Here is a 19,153-nt window from a genome sequence, read left to right as displayed (position 1 = left end):
TACCGATCGTCGCCTTGGTGGGCCATTACCCCGCCAACTAGCTAATCGGACATCGGTCCATCCAACCGCGCGAGGCCCGAAGGTCCCCCGCTTTCTCCCGTAGGACGTATGCGGTATTAGCGTAAGTTTCCCTACGTTATCCCCCACGTCTGGGCAGGTCCCGATGCTTTACTCACCCGTCCGCCACTCGCCATCAACCTAGCAAGCTAGGTCATGCTGCCGTTCGACTTGCATGTGTTAGGCATGCCGCCAGCGTTCAATCTGAGCCAGGATCAAACTCTTCACTTAAGTTTTCGATGGCCGTAGCCATCTATCTTTCTGAAGCGTTGTCCTAACCGTAAAACGTCAAGCTTTGAATTGACTCTTAGGTTAGACGCTTGCATGTGTTGGACAGTCATCCATCCACCGCAAGGCGCCCACACAAGTCACCTGCGCACACTGTCAAAGATCAATCACTTGCGATCCTTTCTTCAGATCGCCCCGAGACCTTTCGTCCCGGGTGAGCCGCCCATTCTACATCCCTTTCTCGGCCCGTCAACACCCAGTGAGAAGAAACTTCGTCGCGGGGAGAGGGAGAAAGCCTCGCGAGGACGGCCTCGTCGAAGGGGCGAGAATCATAGCGCCGCCCGAGCATCCTGTGAAGGGGGCGTAGAGCTTTTTTCTGCTCCGTTGGGGCGCGGTTCAACCGCTACACTCGACAGCTCCCTTCACCCGAGGATCCGCGTGATGAAACGACTGCCGCTCGTGTCCCTGCTGTTGCTCGTCGCCGGCTGTGCGGCGGCCGCCCCGCGCGCTTCCGCGCCGGCGGTGGAACTGCACGGGCATCGCTTCTCCACCGAGTTCGCGACCGACGATGCCAGCCGCGAGCGCGGCCTGATGATGCGCACCGACCTGGCGGCCGATCACAGCATGCTGTTCGTGTTCCCCGACTCGGAGCCGCGCTGGTTCTGGATGAAGAACACGCTGATCCCGCTGGACATCCTGTACTTCGACGACGGCCGCAAACTGGTGTCGATGCAGCTCGACGTGCCGCCGTGCAAGGCCGACCCGTGCCCGAGCTACCCCAGCGACGCGCCAGCGCGCTACGTGCTCGAGCTGCCGGCCGGTACCGCGCGGCGGATCGGCGTGCAGGCCGGCGACGAACTCACCGTGGAAGGCGACATCGGCACGGTGCACTGAGCGGCGCCGCGCTGGCAGGGGAGCCCGACCTGGTAGGGAACCAGCCGCGCCGGATCCAGCCGCTCCAGCGCGTCCCAGTCGTCCTCGAAAGGAATGAACTGCTGCATGGCGTGCCTCCTCGTGGCTGCGGACCCATCACAGCACACGGCCCGGTCCGTACGATGACGGAACCGGGCCGTTTGCGGGCATGCGTGAGGCGCCGATCAGTCGACTTCGACCATCTCGAAATCGTCCTTGGTCGCACCGCAGTCCGGACAGGTCCAGGTGTCGGGCACGTCCTCCCAGCGCGTGCCGGGCTCGATGCCCTCCTCGGGCAGGCCCAGCGCTTCGTCATAGATGAAGCCGCAGACGACGCACATCCATTTGCGCAGCGCGGTGGGTTGGGGCTCGGTGCTCATCGACAGGTCTTCGCCAGCAAGTGAATGCGTCATTGTCGCAACTCCCCCGCCGAAGCGGAAGCACGGCGGCCCTCCGGAGCATCCCATGCCCGACTTCCCTTCATGCGGTCTGTACGCGATCACCGACGGGCCACGCGACGATCTTCTCGACGCTGCGCAACAGGCGCTGGCCGGTGGCGCGCGGCTGCTGCAGTACCGCGATCTCGGCGACGCCCCTGTCCGGCGGCTGGCCGAGGCGCAGGCGCTCAAGCGGCTCTGCGACGATTACGGCGTGCCGCTGCTGGTCAACGGCGATGCCACGCTGGCACGGGCGGTGGGCGCGGCCGGCGTGCACCTGGGCGAAACGGCGGAAGGCATCGAGGACGCCCGCCTGCGGCTGGGCCCGCACGCGATCGTCGGCGTGTCCTGCTTCGACTCCCTCGAGCGAGCGCGGGCGATGGTCGCGGCCGGTGCCAGCTACGTTTCCTTCGGCGCATTCTTCCCCTCGCCGACCCTGCCGCAGGCGCGACTGGCGCCGACCGACCTGCTGAGGCAGAGCGCCACACTGGGCGTGCCGCGGGTGGCGATCGGCGGCATCACCCCGGACAATGGCGCGGCCCTGGTCGACGCCGGCGCCGACTACCTCGCGGCCGTCTCCGCCGTTTTCGGCGCCCCCGACGTCCGCGTCGCGGCCCGGCGCTTCGCCGACCTCTACGCATCCTCCAGCCGGAATCCGCACCGATGACCAGCAACCACGAACTCTTCCAGCGCGCGCTGCGCCTGATGCCCGGCGGCGTCAACTCGCCGGTGCGCGCCTTCAAGTCGGTCGGCGGCGAACCGTTCTTCACCGCGCGCGCGGACGGCGCCTACCTGTGGGACGTGGAAGGAACGCGCTACATCGACTACGTCGGCTCGTGGGGCCCGATGATCGTCGGCCACAACCACCCGCGCGTGCGCGAGGCGGTGGAGCGGGCGGTGCGCGACGGCCTGTCCTTCGGCACGCCTTCGCCGGCCGAGGTGACGATGGCCGAGACCATCGTGCGGCTGGTGCCCTCGGTGGAGATGGTGCGCATGGTCAACTCCGGCACCGAGGCGACCATGTCGGCGATCCGCCTGGCGCGCGGCGCCACCGGCCGCAGCAAGATCGTGAAGTTCGAGGGTTGCTACCACGGCCACGGCGACAGCTTCCTGGTCAAGGCCGGTTCCGGCGCGCTCACCTTCGGCGTGCCGACCTCGCCGGGCGTGCCCAAGGCCGCGGCGGACCTCACCCTCACCCTGCCCTACAACGACCTGGCCGCTGCCGAGGCGCTGTTCGCCGAGCACGGCGGCGACATCGCCGGGCTGATCATCGAGCCGGTGGCGGGCAACATGAACTGCATCCCGCCGAAAGACGGCTACCTCGCAGGCCTGCGCGAGCTGTGCACGCGCCACGGCGCCCTGCTGATCTTCGACGAGGTGATGACCGGCTTCCGCGTGGCGCTCGGCGGCGCGCAGGCGCATTACGGCGTGACGCCGGACCTGACCACCTTCGGCAAGGTGATCGGCGGCGGCATGCCGGTCGGCGCCTACGGCGGCCGACGCGCGCTGATGGAACAGGTGGCGCCGGCCGGGCCGGTCTACCAGGCAGGCACGCTGTCGGGCAACCCGGTGGCGATGGCGGCCGGCCTGGCGATGCTGGAGCTGATCCAGGCGCCCGGCTTCCACGATGCCCTGGCGGCGAAGACGCGCCTGCTCTGCGACGGCCTGCAGGCGATCGCCGACGCCGAAGGCGTGCCGTTCAGCACCAACCGCGTGGGCGGCATGTTCGGCCTGTTCTTCACCCGCGAAAAGGTGGAGAGCTACGCCCAGGCCACCGCCGCCGACACCGCGCTGTTCAACCGCTTCTTCCACGGCATGCTCAAGCGCGGCGTGTACCTGGCGCCCAGCGCGTTCGAGGCGGGCTTCCTCTCCGGCGCGCACGGCGAGCAGGACGTCGCCGACACGCTGGAAGCCGCGCGCGGCGCCCTGCGCGAGGCCAAGGCCGCGGCGTGAATCCGCCCCCGCGCTGCATGCTGTTCGATCTGGACGGCGTGCTGGCCGACTATGACCGCGGCGTGCGCGTGGCCACCCTGGCCCGGCACCTGGATCGCCGCGCGAAGGATGTGCACGCGGCGATCTACGCCTCGGGCATCGAGGACGCTGCCGACGCCGGCCGGCTCGACACCCCGGCCTACCTCGCGGCGCTCGGGCGCGAGCTCGACTGCACGGTCCCGGCCGACGCCTGGGTCGACGCCCGCCGCGCCGCGACCCGCGTGCGGCCGCCGATGCTGGCGCTCGCCGGAGCCCTGCGGGAGCGCGGCCTCACGGTAGCCGTGCTGAGCAACAACGGCACGCTGATGGCCGAGCGCTGGCCGGCCATCGTGCCGGCGCTGTTCCCGCTGTTCGAGGGGCGCGCGTTCTGTTCCGCCGTGCTGGGCGCAGCCAAGCCCGCACCCGCGGCCTATCTGCGCTGTCTCGATGCGCTGGCGCTGTCGCCTGCGAGCACGCTGTTCGTCGACGACAACCTTGCCAACGTCGACGGCGCCCGCGCGGCCGGCCTGTCCGGCCACTGCTTCGTCGATCGGGCGGCCCTCGAACGCACGCTGGCCGATCTCGGCCTGACCTGAGGGCCGCTCACCAGGTGCCGGTGTTCGGCATCGACGCCCACGGCTCCTGCGGCGGCAGGTGACCTTCCTGCAACAGCTCGATCGAGATCAGGTCGGGCGAGCGCACGAACGCCATGTGGCCGTCGCGCGGCGGGCGGTGGATGGTGTAGCCCATGTCCATCAGGCGCCGGCAGGTGGCGTAGATGTCCTCCACGCGGAAGGCCAGGTGGCCGAAGTTGCGCGCCGAGCCGTAGTCTTCCTGCGAGCCCCAGTTGTAGGTGAGCTCGAGCTCCGCCTCTGGGCTGTCCGGTGCGGCGAGGAACACCAGCGTGTACTTGCCCTCGGGCACCTCCTTGCGGCGCACCTCGCGCAGGCCCAGGCCCTCGCAATAGAAGCGCAGCGACGCGTCCAGGTCGCGCACGCGGACCATGGTGTGCAGGTATTTCATGGCGTTTCTCCAGCGGGTGCGGCGAGGAAGGCGATGAGCGCCGCGCGCAGGCGCTCCAGGCCCTCGGCCAGCTCCTCGTCGGTGATGGTCAACGGCGGCAGCAGGCGCAGCACGTCGGGGCCGGCCTGCAGCAGCAGCACGCCGTGCGCCGCGGCCAGGTCCAGGATCGCCGCCGCCTTGCCGCGGTGCGGCTCGGCCAGGGCGGCGCCCAGCATCAGGCCGCGACCGCGTACTTCCTCGAACAGGCCCAGTTCCTCGTCGAGGCGGGCCAGGCCGCTGCGCAGTTCGTTCGCCTGGCGCTCGACGTTGAGCAGCACCGCGGGCGAACCCAGCTTGGCCAGCGCCACGCGGGCCACCGCCGCGGCCAGCGGGTTGCCGCCGAAGGTGGATCCGTGCGCGCCGACCTGCATGATCCCGGCGACCCTCGGCCCGGCCAGCATGGCGCCGATCGGGAAGCCGGCGCCCAGCGCCTTGGCCAGCGTCACGATGTCCGGCGTGACGCCGTCCTGCACGTGCGCGAACAAGGTGCCGGTACGGCCCATGCCGCACTGGATCTCGTCCAGCACCAGCAGTGCGCCGTGGCGGTCGCACAACGTGCGCGCGGCCTGCAGGAAACCCGGCGCCGCGGGACGCACGCCGCCCTCGCCCTGCACCGGCTCGAGCATCACCGCCGCCACGTCGCCGTGCGCGAAGGCCGCCTCCAGCGCCGCCACGTCGTTGAAGTCGATGTAGCGGAAGCCGCCGGGCAGCGGCTCGTAGCCTTCCTGGTACTTCGGCTGGGCCGTCGCGGTGACGGTGGCGAGCGTGCGGCCATGGAAGGAACCGCGGAAGGTGACGATCACCCGCCGCCCGGCCTCGCGCCCCTGCGTGGCGGCCCAGCGACGGACCAGCTTGATCGCCGCCTCGTTCGCCTCGGCGCCGGAATTGCACAGGAACACGCGCTCGGCGAAACCGGACGCCTCCACCAGCTCCTCGGCCAGGCGCAGCGGCGGCTCGGTGTAGAACACGTTGCTGCTGTGCCAGAGCTTGTGCGCCTGCGCGGTGAGCGCGGCGAGCAGGTCCGGGTCCTGGTGGCCCAGGCCGTTGACGGCGATGCCGGCGCCGAAATCGACGTAGTCGCGGCCCTGCGTATCCCACAGCCGCGCGCCGCGGCCGTGGTCGAGCACCAGTTCGCGCGGGCGGTACACCGGCAGCCAGTAGCGCCGGGCCAGATCGATCAGCGAAGCGTCTTGCGGGGACATGGCCACTCTCCGGCAGCGCGCAGGCGCCGCCGCGACATGCAGGGGGATACGACGGGGACGTCGCCCGCACATGCTAGCACTGCCGCTGGTCGCCCCGAGGGGGCTGTAGCAGCTGCCGGACGGCAGCCTGTAGGTGCATGCCGTGCAGCGCATGCAGGAGGCGCGCTACCGCGACCCGGTGCGCCAGCACACCGACCACAGCTGTGGCGCGGGATGCTGGCCCCCATCTTGCGCTGGGCCCACGACCTGGACGTGGACGAGCAGGTGGTGATCCAGGGCATGCTCGGCGTGCCCGACGAGGAGCCGGTCAAGCAGCGGGGGCTTTTCCCTGCTGGACATCGAGCACTGCGTGGAAGCGCTGGGCATGCGCGACGCGGCTACCGCATCGATGCGGCGCGCCTGCGCAGCTTGCGCGTGCCCGGACTGGTGCTGATGGACGTGCGTGGCTTCCGCCACCTCGTGGTGCTCAAGCAGGTGCACAGCGACACCGCGGAACTGGCCCCGATGCTCGGCGACCGCAGCGTGGCGCTGTCCGATTTGATGCGCGCCTGGCCCTCGCGCGCGGTAAGCCGGGAGTCGGCTGCCCGCCGACCTTTCCGGAGCGACGAACCGTGATGGACATCACAAGACGATGGGACAACCCGGCGACGGGCGACCTGGAAACGGCGTCAATCCAGGAACAGGTCCGGCAGCAACGTCCCGCCCGGCTGCATCGCGTAGGCCCCGAAATCCCGCACCCCCGCTTCGCGCAGCAGCGCTTCGTCGATCGCGAACCGGCCGGTGAACTCGCGCGCCGGCCGCGTGAGGATGACGTGAGCGGCATCGGCCACGATCTCGGGCCGCCGGCACTGCTCGGGGCGCACACCCTCGATCATCCCGATCGCGGCGGTGGCGATCACCGTGCGCGGCCACAGTGCGTTCACGGCGATGCCGCGCGGCGCGAATTCGGCGCTCATCCCCAGCACGCACAGGCTCATGCCCATCTTGGCGATGGTGTAGGCGGTGTGCGGGGCGTACCACTTCGGGTCCAGGCTGGGTGGCGGCGCCAGCATCAGCACGTGCGGGTTGGCGGCGCGCTTGAGGTAGGGCAGGCAGGCCTGGGTGACCACGAAGGTGCCGCGCGTGTTGACCTGACTCATCAGGTCGAAGCGCTTGACCGGCGTGCCCTCGACCCCGGCCAGCCAGATGGCACTGGCGTTGTTGACCACGATGTCGATGCCACCGAAGCGCTCGGCGGTCCGTGCCACCGCCGCTTGCACCTGCGCCTCGTCGCGGATGTCCACCTTGAGCGCCAGCGGGGTGCCGCCGGCCTGCTCCACCGCCGCCGCAGCCGTATGGATGGTGCCCGGCAGCTTGGGATTGGGCACCCCGCTCTTGGCGGCGATCGCCACGTTCGCGCCGTCGCGTGCGGCACGCAGGGCGATCGCCAGGCCGATGCCGCGCGAGGCGCCGGTGATGAACAGGGTCTTGCCGGCCAGCGTGGTTTCCATGGCGTTCGGGCGATGGCGCAAGGGAGCGCAGGATACCCCGGCGCGCCGCACGCGCGTGACACCCATCACTGGACGTGAGGATCGCGCGAGGCCACAGTGAAGCCTCAACCGGAGCCAGGTGCCGATGGCCACCATCACGCCCTTCCCCGCCCCCAGCACGACGTCCGCCCAGACGCCACTGCTTTGCGTGCGCGGCCTGCGCAAGGCCTTCGAGCGGCGCGAGGTGCTGCGCGGGGTGGACTGGGAGGTGCTGGCCGGCCGCGTGATCGGCCTGCTCGGGCGCAACGGGGCGGGCAAGACCACGCTGTTGCGCTGCCTGCTCGGGCTGTCCCCTGTCGACGGCGGCAGCGTGGAGCTGTTCGGCGCGCCCATGGTCGAGCCGGGCGGCACGCGCATGCACCGCGTCGGCTTCGTGCCGCAGAGCTTCGACCTGTTCCCCTGGATGAAGGTGCGCGCCTACCTGGATTTCACCGCCGCCTTCTACGCGCGCTGGAACCACGCGCTCGCGGCGCGCCTGCTCGGCGAATGGCAGCTCGATCCGGGACAGAAGATCGGCCAGCTTTCGCAGGGCCAGCGGCAGAAGCTGGCGATCGTGCGGGCGATCGCGCCGGAGCCGGACCTGCTGGTCCTGGACGAGCCGGTCGCCAGCCTGGATCCGCAGGCGCGGCGGGCGTTCATGGCCGAGCTGCTCGCGCTCATGCGTGCGCCGGACAAGACGGTGATCTTCTCCACCCACATCACCGCCGACCTGGAGCGGGCCGACGCCGACATCGCCCTGCTGCGCGACGGGCGCATCCAGTTCACCCGCCCGCTGGCGGAGCTGAAGGCGCGGCTGTGCCACGCGGTGCTGAGCCGCCCGGCCGGCTGGGCGCAGCTGCCTACGGTGGACGGCGCGCTCAAGCTGCGCGTCGCCGGGGAGCGACTGCACCTGCTGCTGGAGGACGTGCCGCCGGAACGGCTGCACCAGCTGGCCAAGGACCTCGACGCCAGCCTGCGCATCGAGATGCCGACGCTGGAAGACCTGTTCGTGGAACTGGCATGAAGGCGCTCGTCCAGCTGTGGCTGCTGCCGTGCCGGCAGATGCCGGTGCTGGCCACCATCGCGCAGTCGCTGTGGCTGGGCGCGCTGGCGGCGGCGCTGACGGTGCCGGACGGCGCCGCGCTGGGCGGCATGCTGCTCGCGGTGGGCAGCTGGTTCTGGCACATGGGCCTGGGGCTGGTGCTGCGTGGCGCCTGCCGGGCGGAGACCTTCCTGCTGCCGGGCTTTCGCCGCCACCTGACCGGCCTGGGGCTGGCCGATGCGGTGCAATGGGTGCTGCTGCCCGGTCTGCTGGCGCTGGGTCTGCGCGTGCCGCACGCGGGCCTGGCCATCGCTGCCCTGGCGCTGGCCGCGGCGATGGGCTTCGCGATGGGCGTGGAGCGCTGGATCAGCCTGCTGTTCTGGCCCCTGCTGATCCTCGCCGGCTGGATGCCGGGCTTCGCCACGGCGGTGGTGCACGGCGCGCTGCGCTCGCCGCTTACCGTGCCGCTGCTGCTGTTGACCGCCTGGCTGCTGCTGCGGCTCGCGCTGCGGCCGATGCTGCGCATCGCCGATCGCGCACCGGCGACCTCGCCGCTGGAGGGCCTGAGCCTGGGACGCGGCAGCGCGCCCGAATCGCCAGTGCGCCACAGCGCGCTGGGCCGGCGCATCGAGGACTGGTTCGACACGCTGGGCCAGCGCGCCATGGAGCGGGCCCTGGGCCGCTACCGCACTGCCCCCAGTGCGGCGCACCGGCTCGCGCTCGTGCGTCGGCTGCTGCTGCCGCACGACAATCTCGGCGCGCTGACCCTGCGGGTGGCGATCATGGCAATGTTCGCCGCGCTGTATCTGCTGGTCGTGCTGCACCGCCAGCACTTCGACGCGACCGTGGTGGGCGCCTATGCGGTGATCGTGGCGCTGGCGCGCTTCCCGCAGGTCGGCCGCGGCATGCTGCGGATGCGGCCCAACCTGGCCGACCTGTACCTGACCCTGGCACCACCCACCCGCGCCGACTACCAGCGCACGCTGGCCGATGCCCTGCTCGTGCTGGTGCCGATCGGCACGCTCACGGCGCTGGCCTACACCGCCCTCGGCATCCTGCTCACCCGCGCCACGCAGCCGGGCCTGATGCTGCTGACCACGCTGATCGTCGCCAGCGCCGGCGCCCTGGTGGCGCTCGCCGTGCACCTGGTCGGGCCACAGAACACCGTCGGCCGGCAACTGGTCAACGCACTGGTGCTGGCGGGCACGACCGCGACGTACTGGGGCGGCGTATGGCTGATCCACGCGTTGGGCTACGCGTTCGGCGGCGGTCTGCTGGCGCTGGTCACCCTGGGCTTCGGGCTGTCCGTATGGTTCGCCGCGCAACGGGAGTACGTGGGACGCGAGCCCTGCTTCGACGCGCCGCTCGCATGAGCCGGGCCACCTTCACGTAGGGGCGGGCTTGCTCGCGGTGCCTTGGCTCGGCCATCGAAGGTCACGAAGCATCGCGAGCAAGCTCGCTCCTGCCGCCATCCGGAACCACGCCCGGGTCAGGCCAACGCGTCGATGAAGCGGCGCGGCGCATTCTCGAAGCCGCCGTTGGACATGAACACCACATGGTCGCCCGGTCGCACCTGCGCGCGCAGTGCATCGATCAGCGCGGCGACGCTCGGCGCGGTCCGGCCGCGGCCGGCCAGCGCACCGGTGACGCGGGCCGCATCCCACGGCAGTTCCGGGCGGTGCAGGAACACCACTGCGTCCGCATCGGCCAGCGACGGCGCCAGGCCGGCGGCGTGCGCGCCCAGACGCATCGAGTTCGAACGCGGCTCCAGCGCGACCAGGATGCGCGCCCGACCCACCTTCGCGCGCAGGCCGGCGAGCGTGGTGGCGATCGCCGTCGGGTGGTGCGCGAAATCGTCGTAGACGCGCACGCCGGCGGCCTCGCCGACGAGTTCCATCCGCCGCTTGACGCTCTCGAAGCCGGCAAAGGCCGGCAGCAGCGCGCGCGGGTCGGCGCCGGCCGCCGCCGCGGCGGCCAGCGCGGCCAGCGCATTGAGCACGCTGTGGTTGCCAAGCAGCGACCAGCGCACCTCGCCCAGCCGCTCGCCACGGCGACTGACCTCGAACACCGAACCGTCCGCCTCGACCAGCCGCGCCTGCCAGTCGCCCTGGCCGATGCCGAAGGTTTCCACCGGCGTCCAGCAGCCCATCGCGAGCACCTCGGCCAGCGCGGTGTCGTGCGCGTTGACGATCAGCCGGCCGTTGCCCGGCACGGTGCGCACCAGGTGGTGGAACTGGCGCTGGATCGCAGCCAGGTCTGGAAAGATGTCTGCGTGGTCGTACTCGAGGTTGTTGAGGATCGCGATGCGCGGACGGTAGTGCACGAACTTCGAGCGCTTGTCGAAGAACGCGGTGTCGTATTCGTCCGCCTCGATCACGAACGGCGCGCCGACCCCGCCCAGTCGTGCGGACACGCCGAAGTTGCCCGGCACGCCGCCGATCAGGAAGCCCGGCGCCGTGCCGGCGCTGTCCAGCAGGTGCGCCAGCAGGCTGGTGGTGGTGGTCTTGCCGTGCGTGCCGGCCACCGCCAGAACCTCGCGCCCGGCCAGCACCGTCTCGCCCAGCCACTGCGGCCCCGAGACGTAGCGCAGGCCTTGATCCAGCATGTATTCGACCGCAGGGTTGCCGCGCGCCATGGCGTTGCCGACCACCACCAGGTCGGGCGCGGGCCGCAGGTGGTCGGCCGTATAGCCGTCCATCAGGCGGATGCCCAGCGCCTCGAGCTGGGTGCTCATCGGCGGATAGACGGCCGCATCGGAGCCCTCGACGGTGACGCCTAGCTCGCGCGCGAGCGCCGCCACGCCGCCCATGAAGGTGCCGCAGATGCCGAGGATGTGCAGGCGCATGTCTTGGATAACCCTCCCTCTCACCGGTGTTGGCTCCCTCTCCCGCCGGGAGAGGGGCTGGGGGTGAGGGTACGGGGCTTGCCGGGAAGTGGGGCGTATCGAACTGGCGCTCGGGGCCGCCTCGCCCTTGCCGTCTCCCCGGCGGAGCGAGGGAGCGGATGGGTCAGCCGTTGGCGGCCGCCGATTCGCTCCGCAGCGCACGCTTGATGCGGGCGGTCACCTCGTCCAGCGAGCCGACGCCGTCGACCACCTGCAGCTTGCCACGCCTGGCATAGAAGTCCGCCACCGGCGCGGTCTGCTCGGCGTAGACGTCCAGCCGCTTGCGCACCGTCTCGGGGTTGTCGTCGGCGCGGTTCTCCGCCTGGAAACGGATCTGGCAGCGGCCGATGATCGCTTCGTTCGGCACGTCCAGCTTGACTACCGCGTCGAGCGGCTGGCGGATGCGGGCAAGCAGGTGGTCCAGCGCGTCGGCCTGGGCCAGGTTGCGCGGGTAGCCGTCGAGGATGAAGCCGTTGCGGGCGTCGTCCTGGGCCAGGCGCTCCTCCAGCATGCCGAGCAGGATGTCGTCGGACACCAGCTGGCCGGCGTCCATCACCGCCTTGGCCTTCAGGCCCAGCGGCGTGCCCGCGGCGACCGCGGCGCGCAGCATGTCGCCGGTGGAGATGTGCGGTACGTTGAGGTCGGTCTTCAGCCGCGCGGCCTGCGTGCCTTTGCCCGAACCGGGCGCACCGAGTAGGACGAGTCGCATAATGCTCCGGGGCGTGTGGTCCGCACGCACGCTTGCGGCGGTTCGCCAGATTTCACCCAAGGGGCGTCAAAGTACCGTCTGGGGCCCGCCAGCGTCAAACCAAGCGATGCCGCAATGCGCGGCAAGTCGCTGTTTCGGAAGGGCGCACGCCCATGTCTGCCAGGAGATCGCCATGAGTCCATCTTCCCGTTCCGGCCGCCTGCTCTACGCCCAGTCCGGCGGTGTCACCGCGGTGATCAACGCCACCGCCGCGGGCGTGATCGAGGCGGCGCGCGCGCAGGGCGTGCCGGTGTACGCGGCGCGCAACGGCATCCTGGGGGCGCTGCGCGAGGACCTCATCGACACCACGAAGGAGTCGAAGTCGGCGATCGCCGCGTTGCGCCACACGCCCGGCGGGGCCTTCGGCTCGTGCCGCTACAAGCTCAAGTCGCTGGAAGCCAACCGTGCCGAGTACGAGCGCCTGATCGAGGTGCTGCGCGCGCACGACATCCGCTGGTTCCTCTACAACGGCGGCAACGACTCGGCCGACACCGCGCTGAAGATCTCCCAGCTCGGCAAGGCGATGGGCTACGACATCCGCTGCATCGGTGTACCCAAGACCGTCGACAACGACCTGGCTGTCACCGACTGCTGCCCGGGCTTCGGCTCGGTCGCCAAGTACACCGCCGTGTCGGTACGGGAGGCGAGCCTGGACGTGGCCTCGATGGCCGACACCTCGACCAAGGTGTTCGTGCTGGAAGTGATGGGCCGCCACGCCGGCTGGATCGCCGCCGCCGCCGGCCTGGCCGGCGACGGCCCGGATGCGCCGCCGCACGTGATCCTGTTTCCCGAGAACGTGTTCGACGAGGCGGCCTTCCTGGCCAAGGTCGAGGCCACGGTGGAACGCGTGGGCTGGTGCACGGTGGTCGTCTCCGAGGGCGTACGCGATGCCGCCGGGCGCTTCCTGGCCGAGGGCGGCACGCGCGACGCCTTCGGCCACGCCCAGCTCGGCGGCGCCGCCTCGGTACTGGCGCAGCTGGTCAAGGACAGGCTCGCGTACAAGGTGCACTGGGCGCTGCCGGACTACCTGCAGCGCTCGGCCCGCCACCTGGCCTCGGCCACCGACGCACTGCAGGCCTACGCCGTGGGCCGCGCCGCGGTGGAGTTCGCGCTGGCCGGGATGAATGCAGTGATGCCGGTGATCGTGCGTACTTCGGACGCCCCTTATCGCTGGAAGATCGAACCGGCCGAGCTGAAGAAGGTCGCCAACCGCGAGAAGAAGCTGCCCAGGGGCTTCATCCGGCGCGACGGCTTCGGCATCACCGCCGCCGCCCGCCGCTACCTGTCGCCGCTGATCCGCGGCGAGGCGCCGCCACCGTACGGCAAGGACGGCCTGCCGGCCTACGCCTCGCTGCGCAACGTGGCCGTCCCCAGGCGCCTGCCTGCCTTCCGCTGAGCCGGCAGGCACCCGTTTCCTTGCTGGGCATCACGTGAAGGCCGCGTGGAGGCGGCTACCATGCGTTCAGTCGCAGCTTCCTAGGCTGCGGATCACCCGGGCCGCGCGCCCGGCATAGGGAGAGACACGATGAAGATCCTGCTGAGCACCTTGCTCGCCCTGCCCCTGCTGGCCGCCAGCGGCATGGCGCTGGCCCACCAGGACCATGGCCATGGCCATGGCCACGGCCCGAAGCACGACGGCTACCACGACCAGGGCTGGCACGGTCGTGGGCATCGCTGGGAGCGCGGCCATCGCTACGACGGCCCGATCGTGGTCGTGCGCGACTACGAGGAATACCACCTGCGTCCGCCGCCGCGCGGCTACCACTGGGTCCGCGACGACGACGACAACTACGTTCTCGTTGCCATCGCCACCGGCATCATCCTCGATTACGTGCTGAACTGACGACGGGATGCCGATCCGCGGCCGGGGCCCGTGCGCTCCGGCCGCGTGCGTTTGCGGCAGCGCCGGCGCCCCGCGGGCACCCAAGCGCTGCGGCGCACAACAATCAATCACATCTCCCCTGCCTATACTCGCCGAGGCCGCTGTTGCGGCGGCCGAGGGCGAGCTGCCCGTCGAGGCAACCCGCCTGTCGCGGTATCCACTCACCTGGGGAGGCACCGAATGCAGCAGCAGGACGGTATGTGGTTGTGGATCGCGCTGGGGTGCGCGGTCGTCGCGATTCTCTACGGGTTGTTCTCGGTACGCTGGGTGCTCGGCCGCTCGGCCGGCAACGAGCGCATGCAGGCGATCGCGGCGGCGATCCAGGAAGGCGCCCGCGCCTACCTCAATCGCCAGTACGGCACCATCGCGCTGGCCGGCGTCGTGCTGCTGGTCCTGATCGGCTTCTTCCTCAACTGGTTCACCGCGATCGGCTTCCTGATCGGCGCGGTGCTGTCCGGTGCCACCGGCTACATCGGCATGAACGTTTCGGTACGTGCCAACGTGCGCACCGCCGAGGCCGCGCGCAGCGGCATCCGCGCAGCGATGGACGTGGCCTTCCGCGGCGGCGCGATCACCGGCATGCTGGTGGTCGGCCTGGCGCTGCTGGGCGTGGCCGGCTACTGGTTCGTGCTCAACGCGATGGGCGTGCCCGACCCGCTGCACGCGCTGGTCGGCCTGGCCTTCGGCAGCTCGCTGATCTCGATCTTCGCGCGCCTGGGCGGCGGCATCTTCACCAAGGGTGCCGACGTGGGCGCGGACCTGGTCGGCAAGGTCGAGGCCGGCATCCCCGAGGACGACCCGCGCAATCCCGCGGTGATCGCCGACAACGTGGGCGACAACGTAGGCGACTGCGCCGGCATGGCGGCCGACCTGTTCGAGACCTATGCGGTGACCGTGATCGCCACCATGCTGCTCGGCGGGCTCACCTTCGCGGCCGACCCGCACGCGGTGCTCTATCCGCTGGTGCTGGGCGGCGTCTCGATCATCGCCTCGATCATCGCGACCTTCTTCGTGCGGGCGCGCGAGGGCGGCTCGATCATGGGCGCGCTGTACAAGGGCGTGATCATCTCCGCCGTGCTTTCGGCGGTCGGCTTCTGGTTCGTCACGCGCACGCTGTTCCCGCAGGGGCTGGCGACGGTGGACGGCGGGATCGCCGGCACCTCCATCTTCTACTGCGCGCTGATCGGCCTGGTGCTCACCGGCCTGATCGTGTGGATCACCGAGTACTACACCGGCACGCAGTACAAGCCGGTGCAGCACATCGCGCAGGCGTCCACCACCGGTCACGGCACCAACATCATCGCCGGCCTGGGCGTATCGATGAAGGCGACCGCGTGGCCGGTGATCGTGGTGTGCGCGGCGATCTGGGGCGCCCACGCGCTGGGCGGCCTGTACGGCATCGCCGTGGCGGCCACCGCGATGCTGTCGATGGCTGGCATGATCGTCGCGCTGGATGCCTACGGCCCGATCACCGACAACGCCGGCGGCATCGCCGAGATGGCCGACCTCCCGCCGGAAGTGCGGGGCGTCACCGACCCGCTGGACGCGGTGGGCAACACCACCAAGGCGGTGACCAAGGGCTACGCGATCGGTTCGGCGGCGCTGGCTGCGCTGGTGCTGTTCGCCGACTACACGCACAACCTGGCGCTCAACAACGTCGGCAAGACCTTCACCTTCGACCTCTCCGACCACATGGTGATCATCGGCCTGCTGATCGGGGGCCTGATCCCCTACCTGTTCAGCGCCATGGCGATGGAGGCGGTCGGGCGCGCGGCCGGCGCCGTGGTGGAGGAGGTGCGCCGGCAGTTCCGCAGCATCGCCGGCATCATGGAGGGCACCGGCAAGCCGGATTACTCGCGCGCGGTGGACATGCTCACCCGCTCGGCGATCCGCGAGATGATCGTGCCCTCACTGCTGCCGGTGGTGGTGCCGATCGTGGTCGGCCTGCTGCTGGGGCCCAAGGCGCTGGGCGGGGTGCTGATCGGCACCATCGTCACCGGCCTGTTCGTGGCCATCTCGATGACCACCGGCGGCGGCGCCTGGGACAACGCCAAGAAATACATCGAGGACGGCCACCACGGTGGCAAGGGCTCGGAGGCGCACAAGGCAGCGGTCACCGGCGACACCGTGGGCGATCCCTACAAGGACACCGCCGGCCCGGCGGTCAACCCGCTGATCAAGATCATCAACATCGTGGCGCTTTTGCTGATCCCGCTGTTGTAGGAATCGTTCGCCACGTTCTCCGCAAAGGCCCGCTCGTGCGGGCCTTTGCTTGCCCGGCATCGGCCTTACATGCCATCGGGCACCGCAAGGAACGCGAAAGCCACCGAGCCCTCGGCGTTCACCGCCTGCCCGGTGATGCGTCCGCCGTCGTCGACGTCGTTGGCGAACAGCAGGTGGTCGGCATAGCCGGGGGCGACCAGCGTGTTGAGATCCTTCATCACGCCGTTCTCCCACAGGAAGGCGCGCAACCCCGCGGTGCCGCCATAGGACAACCCGACCACCTGGCCGCGGTCGTTGATGCCCAGCGCCTGGCTGTGCGTATCGCCCGGGAGGGTGCCGAGGTCGCGCATGCCGTCCCTTCTTGTCCACAGGAACGCGTGCTCGTGGACGCTCCCCGGCGTGGCGCCTCCGGGCACGTTGGCGAAACCCACCACGTCACCGTGCTGGTTGATCGCCACCGGCGTATTCCAGGCCACGCCACCCAGGTCGCCGAGCACGACGATCCCGCCTTTATCCCACAGCACGGCGTGCCTGGCCGTGAAGCGCCCGACCGCCTGGTCGCAATCGCCCGAGATACCCACCACCTGGCCTCGGTTGTTGATCGCCACCGCGGCGCCGGAACTGTCGCCATCGAGCAAGGGTAGGGCACGCACCTGGTCCTTGTCCGGCCCCCACACCGTCGGCAGAAACTGCAACATCTGGCCTGATCGCGGGTCGCAGGTCGGATCGTGCCGGGCCGTCTCCGCCCACCCCACCACCTGGCCGCGGTCATTGATGCCTGCGGCGAAACCGTTGTTGCCGCCCAGCGTGGGCAACACCCGCTTGTGGCCCCATTCCCACACCACACCCAGGCAGGTGTGGCCGGTCACGCTGGGAAAGAACGCCGAGCAGCTCCAGCTCTCGCCGTTGGGATCGAGCCGGTCGGTTTCCGCGACGCCGGCGATGAGCCCGTAGTTGTTCTTCACCGGGAACACGACTGCGCTGTTGGGCCCGCCGAGGGTGCCCAGGTCGAAGATCGAGCCGAACAGCCACGCGGTGGCGTGTGTGACCTGGTCGCCGGGCGGGTTGGAGGACCCGGTAACCAGACCGAAGTTGTTGATGCCGGCGCCAACGCTGGACGTACCGCCGAGCGACCCCAGGTTGCGGACCTGGTACCTGCCGCTCGCCGCGGCGGACAAAGGAAGAACCAGAACGGCCGCGCAGGCGGCGGCCAGGAGCACGCGCGAAACCGGTCGCATGGCATGTTCTCCTAAGGTTTTGTTTCGTGGGGACGGCAGGCGCAGGCTCGCGCCGGCGCAGGGTGCACGGAAGGTCCACTTCCGCGACGAACGCTGGTCCGGTGCCGCCCCACCGCCCGGCACGCGCGCCGCGCTACACTCGGGTGCATGCGCCGTTGGGAACTGACCCTCTCGCTCGACCCCGCGCTGCCGCAGCCCTTGTTCCTGCAGCTGGCGCAGGCCGTCACCGATGCCATCCGGCAGGGGCGGCTCAAGCCCGGCGAAGCACTGCCCGGCACCCGCGAACTGGCGGGAATGCTCGGTGTCAATCGCAATACGGTCGTGGCCGGCTACGCCGAACTGGCGGCCGAAGGGCTGGTGCAAACGCGCATCGGCGGCGGCACCTTCGTCGCCGCCCAGGTGCCCGCGCCGCGGCCGCAGGCGCTCGCGGGCGACCCGGCGCCCACCTTCGAACTGGCACCGCCACTGCCGCTGCCGCCGCCCTTCCCTTCCGCACCGCCTGGCGCCCTCCCGATCTGCAACGCGATGCCCGACGTGCGGCTGTTCCCCGCGCAGGCGCTGGCGCGCGCGTTCCGGCGCGCGCTCGGCCAGCGACAGCGCGTGGCGCTCGGCATGCCCGACGCCTGCGGCCATCCGCGCCTGCGGACCGAACTGGCCGCCATGCTCGCGCACACGCGCAGCCTGCCGGTCACTTCGGCCAATTTGATGGTGACGCGCAGCATCGAACAGGCGATCGATCTGGTCGCCCGCACGCTGCTGCAACCGGGCGACGTGGTCGTGGTCGAAGCGCTCGGCTATCCGCCGGCCTGGCGCGTGCTGGAACTGGCCGGCGCACGGCTGCTGGCGCTGCCGCTGGACGAGCGCGGACTCGACGTCGGCGCGCTGGAGACACTGTTGCCGCAGCAGCGCATTCGCGCGGTGTTCCTCACCCCGCACCACCAGTTCCCTACCACCGTGGTGATGCCGCCCGCGCGGCGCGCGCGGTTGGGCCAGCTCGCGGTGAAGCACGGTTTCGCCATCGTCGAGGACGACTACGACCACGAGTTCCACTATGCCGGCAAGCCGGTGCTGCCGATCGCGGCCGGCCCGCATCGCGCCAACGTGGTGTACGTGGGTTCGCTGTCCAACCTGCTCGCGCCGGGGATCGGCACGGGCTTCGTCACCGCACCGCCCAGCGTGTTCCCGCGCCTGGCCAGCCTGCGGGCGGCCAGCGATGCGCGGGGCGATGCCGCGGTCGAGTGCGCAATCGCCGAACTCTTCGAAGACGGCGAGCTATTGCGCCACGTCCGCCGTATGCGGCGCACCTACGCGACCCGACGCGATGCCCTGGCAGAGGCCTTGCACGTCCACCTCGGCGGTGCGCTCCGATTCCGTCTGCCCGATGGCGGCATGGGCCTGTGGGCGAAAGTCGATCCGGCCATCGATTTGAACGCCTGGTGCGCAGCCGGCGGCCGCGAAGGCGTGCAATTCTTTGACGCCACCCGCTACGACTTTCACCGCCGACCGCAGCCGTGCCTGCGTCTGGGCTTCAGCTACCTGGACGAGCGCGAACTGGACGAAGCCGTGCGGCGCATGGCACGTGCGCTCGCCTCGCTGCATCCGGTACCGCCCCCGCGGCAACGCGGTGCCGGCCCCGCGCGTGACGCCATCGCTGCGTCCTGACGTCCGCCACAGGCACCTGCGCGGGCTTGCCCGCATACTCGGCAGGCGCACCGGCGCGCGCTCGGCTAAGGAACGACCCATGGCATCGACCGCATGG

The 19,153-nt window shown here is 70.5% G+C and carries 17 protein-coding genes, 1 rRNA gene and 1 pseudogene; 11 read left to right on the top strand and 8 right to left on the bottom strand.

Features of this window, described 5'->3' with window-relative positions:
- Positions 1 to 288: ribosomal RNA gene (locus tag WAT24_RS05740) — 16S ribosomal RNA — on the bottom strand; the annotation flags it as partial.
- A 438-nt stretch (positions 289 to 726) separates the two neighbouring features.
- Between WAT24_RS05740 and WAT24_RS05735 the strand changes: the two genes are divergently transcribed.
- Positions 727 to 1,179 carry a DUF192 domain-containing protein gene (locus tag WAT24_RS05735; protein ID WP_336806861.1) on the top strand — a complete coding sequence of 151 codons (453 nt, stop codon included), beginning with the start codon at positions 727 to 729 and terminating at the stop codon, positions 1,177 to 1,179.
- Between the two features lie 203 nt (positions 1,180 to 1,382).
- On the opposite strand, the gene WAT24_RS05730 is transcribed toward WAT24_RS05735, so the two are convergent.
- Positions 1,383 to 1,577, bottom strand: coding sequence for a rubredoxin (locus WAT24_RS05730; protein ID WP_336806860.1), 195 nt, complete (start codon positions 1,575 to 1,577; stop codon positions 1,383 to 1,385).
- Positions 1,578 to 1,662: 85 nt separating this feature from the next.
- On the opposite strand from WAT24_RS05730, the gene thiE reads away from it, so the two are divergent.
- From thiE to WAT24_RS05715, 3 genes are read left to right on the top strand one after another with little or no spacing between them, the layout of a single operon-like run.
- Entirely contained in the window at positions 1,663 to 2,301 is a 639-nt protein-coding gene (gene thiE / locus WAT24_RS05725) for a thiamine phosphate synthase (RefSeq protein WP_336806859.1), read from the top strand.
- Positions 2,298 to 3,587: a glutamate-1-semialdehyde 2,1-aminomutase gene (gene hemL, locus WAT24_RS05720; protein ID WP_336806858.1), complete on the top strand. Its 1,290-nt coding sequence runs from the start codon at positions 2,298 to 2,300 to the stop codon at positions 3,585 to 3,587. The genes thiE and hemL overlap by 4 nt, the downstream gene beginning before the upstream one ends.
- Entirely contained in the window at positions 3,584 to 4,201 is a 618-nt protein-coding gene (locus WAT24_RS05715; protein ID WP_336806857.1) for an HAD family hydrolase, read from the top strand. Before hemL ends, WAT24_RS05715 begins: the two co-directional genes overlap by 4 nt.
- Positions 4,202 to 4,208: 7 nt before the next feature.
- On the opposite strand, the gene WAT24_RS05710 is transcribed toward WAT24_RS05715, so the two are convergent.
- Both WAT24_RS05710 and WAT24_RS05705 read right to left on the bottom strand, forming a co-directional pair.
- Entirely contained in the window at positions 4,209 to 4,628 is a 420-nt protein-coding gene (locus WAT24_RS05710; RefSeq protein ID WP_336806856.1) for a VOC family protein, read from the bottom strand.
- A complete protein-coding gene (locus WAT24_RS05705) occupies positions 4,625 to 5,869 on the bottom strand; it encodes an acetylornithine/succinylornithine family transaminase (RefSeq protein ID WP_336806855.1) in 1,245 nt (414 codons plus the stop codon). Before WAT24_RS05705 ends, WAT24_RS05710 begins: the two co-directional genes overlap by 4 nt.
- 142 nt (positions 5,870 to 6,011) lie before the next feature.
- Between WAT24_RS05705 and WAT24_RS05700 the strand changes: the two are divergent.
- Positions 6,012 to 6,436 (top strand): annotated as a pseudogene (locus WAT24_RS05700) (C39 family peptidase); the annotation flags it as partial.
- A 101-nt stretch (positions 6,437 to 6,537) separates the two neighbouring features.
- Here the strand turns inward: WAT24_RS05700 and WAT24_RS05695 are convergent.
- A complete protein-coding gene (locus tag WAT24_RS05695; protein ID WP_336806854.1) occupies positions 6,538 to 7,359 on the bottom strand; it encodes an SDR family oxidoreductase in 822 nt (273 codons plus the stop codon).
- Positions 7,360 to 7,483: 124 nt separating this feature from the next.
- Between WAT24_RS05695 and WAT24_RS05690 the strand changes: the two genes are divergently transcribed.
- Both WAT24_RS05690 and WAT24_RS05685 read left to right on the top strand, forming a co-directional pair.
- Positions 7,484 to 8,401, top strand: coding sequence for an ABC transporter ATP-binding protein (locus tag WAT24_RS05690; RefSeq protein WP_336806853.1), 918 nt, complete (start codon positions 7,484 to 7,486; stop codon positions 8,399 to 8,401).
- Positions 8,398 to 9,792 (top strand): hypothetical protein, encoded by a 1,395-nt coding sequence (locus tag WAT24_RS05685; RefSeq protein WP_336806852.1) that lies wholly within the window; start codon positions 8,398 to 8,400, stop codon positions 9,790 to 9,792. Before WAT24_RS05690 ends, WAT24_RS05685 begins: the two co-directional genes overlap by 4 nt.
- A 116-nt stretch (positions 9,793 to 9,908) precedes the next feature.
- Here the strand turns inward: WAT24_RS05685 and mpl are convergent, their stop codons facing one another.
- Both mpl and WAT24_RS05675 read right to left on the bottom strand, forming a co-directional pair.
- Positions 9,909 to 11,264, bottom strand: a complete 1,356-nt coding sequence (gene mpl / locus WAT24_RS05680) for a UDP-N-acetylmuramate:L-alanyl-gamma-D-glutamyl-meso-diaminopimelate ligase (protein WP_336806851.1) — start codon at positions 11,262 to 11,264, stop codon at positions 9,909 to 9,911.
- Positions 11,265 to 11,427: 163 nt separating this feature from the next.
- Positions 11,428 to 12,012 (bottom strand): adenylate kinase, encoded by a 585-nt coding sequence (locus WAT24_RS05675; RefSeq protein WP_336806850.1) that lies wholly within the window; start codon positions 12,010 to 12,012, stop codon positions 11,428 to 11,430.
- Positions 12,013 to 12,184: 172 nt separating this feature from the next.
- Between WAT24_RS05675 and WAT24_RS05670 the strand changes: the two genes are divergently transcribed.
- The 3 genes from WAT24_RS05670 to WAT24_RS05660 all read left to right on the top strand — a co-directional run bounded on the left by WAT24_RS05670 (position 12,185) and on the right by WAT24_RS05660 (position 16,156).
- The gene (locus WAT24_RS05670) at positions 12,185 to 13,447 is read left to right on the top strand and encodes a 6-phosphofructokinase (protein ID WP_336806849.1); all 1,263 of its coding nucleotides are present in this window, start codon (positions 12,185 to 12,187) and stop codon (positions 13,445 to 13,447) included.
- A gap of 129 nt (positions 13,448 to 13,576) precedes the next feature.
- The gene (locus WAT24_RS05665) at positions 13,577 to 13,894 is read left to right on the top strand and encodes an RcnB family protein (RefSeq protein ID WP_336806848.1); all 318 of its coding nucleotides are present in this window, start codon (positions 13,577 to 13,579) and stop codon (positions 13,892 to 13,894) included.
- A 237-nt stretch (positions 13,895 to 14,131) separates the two neighbouring features.
- Complete coding sequence (locus WAT24_RS05660) at positions 14,132 to 16,156, top strand: sodium-translocating pyrophosphatase (RefSeq protein ID WP_336806880.1); 2,025 nt, start codon at positions 14,132 to 14,134, stop codon at positions 16,154 to 16,156.
- A gap of 65 nt (positions 16,157 to 16,221) precedes the next feature.
- Here WAT24_RS05660 and WAT24_RS05655 read toward each other — a convergent pair whose 3' ends face one another.
- Entirely contained in the window at positions 16,222 to 17,394 is a 1,173-nt protein-coding gene (locus tag WAT24_RS05655; protein WP_336806847.1) for a hypothetical protein, read from the bottom strand.
- Between the two features lie 147 nt (positions 17,395 to 17,541).
- On the opposite strand from WAT24_RS05655, the gene pdxR reads away from it, so the two are divergent.
- Positions 17,542 to 19,056: a MocR-like pyridoxine biosynthesis transcription factor PdxR gene (pdxR, locus tag WAT24_RS05650; protein WP_336806846.1), complete on the top strand. Its 1,515-nt coding sequence runs from the start codon at positions 17,542 to 17,544 to the stop codon at positions 19,054 to 19,056.
- Positions 19,057 to 19,153 lie beyond the last annotated feature (97 nt).

Origin of the sequence: Fulvimonas yonginensis (genome assembly GCF_037137055.1) — a bacterium.
In the GTDB taxonomy this organism is placed as follows: Bacteria; Pseudomonadota; Gammaproteobacteria; order Xanthomonadales; family Rhodanobacteraceae; genus Frateuria_A; species Frateuria_A yonginensis.
The sequence above is the reverse complement of the archived record's forward strand: the minus strand, read 5'-3'. Positions and strand labels throughout refer to the sequence as shown.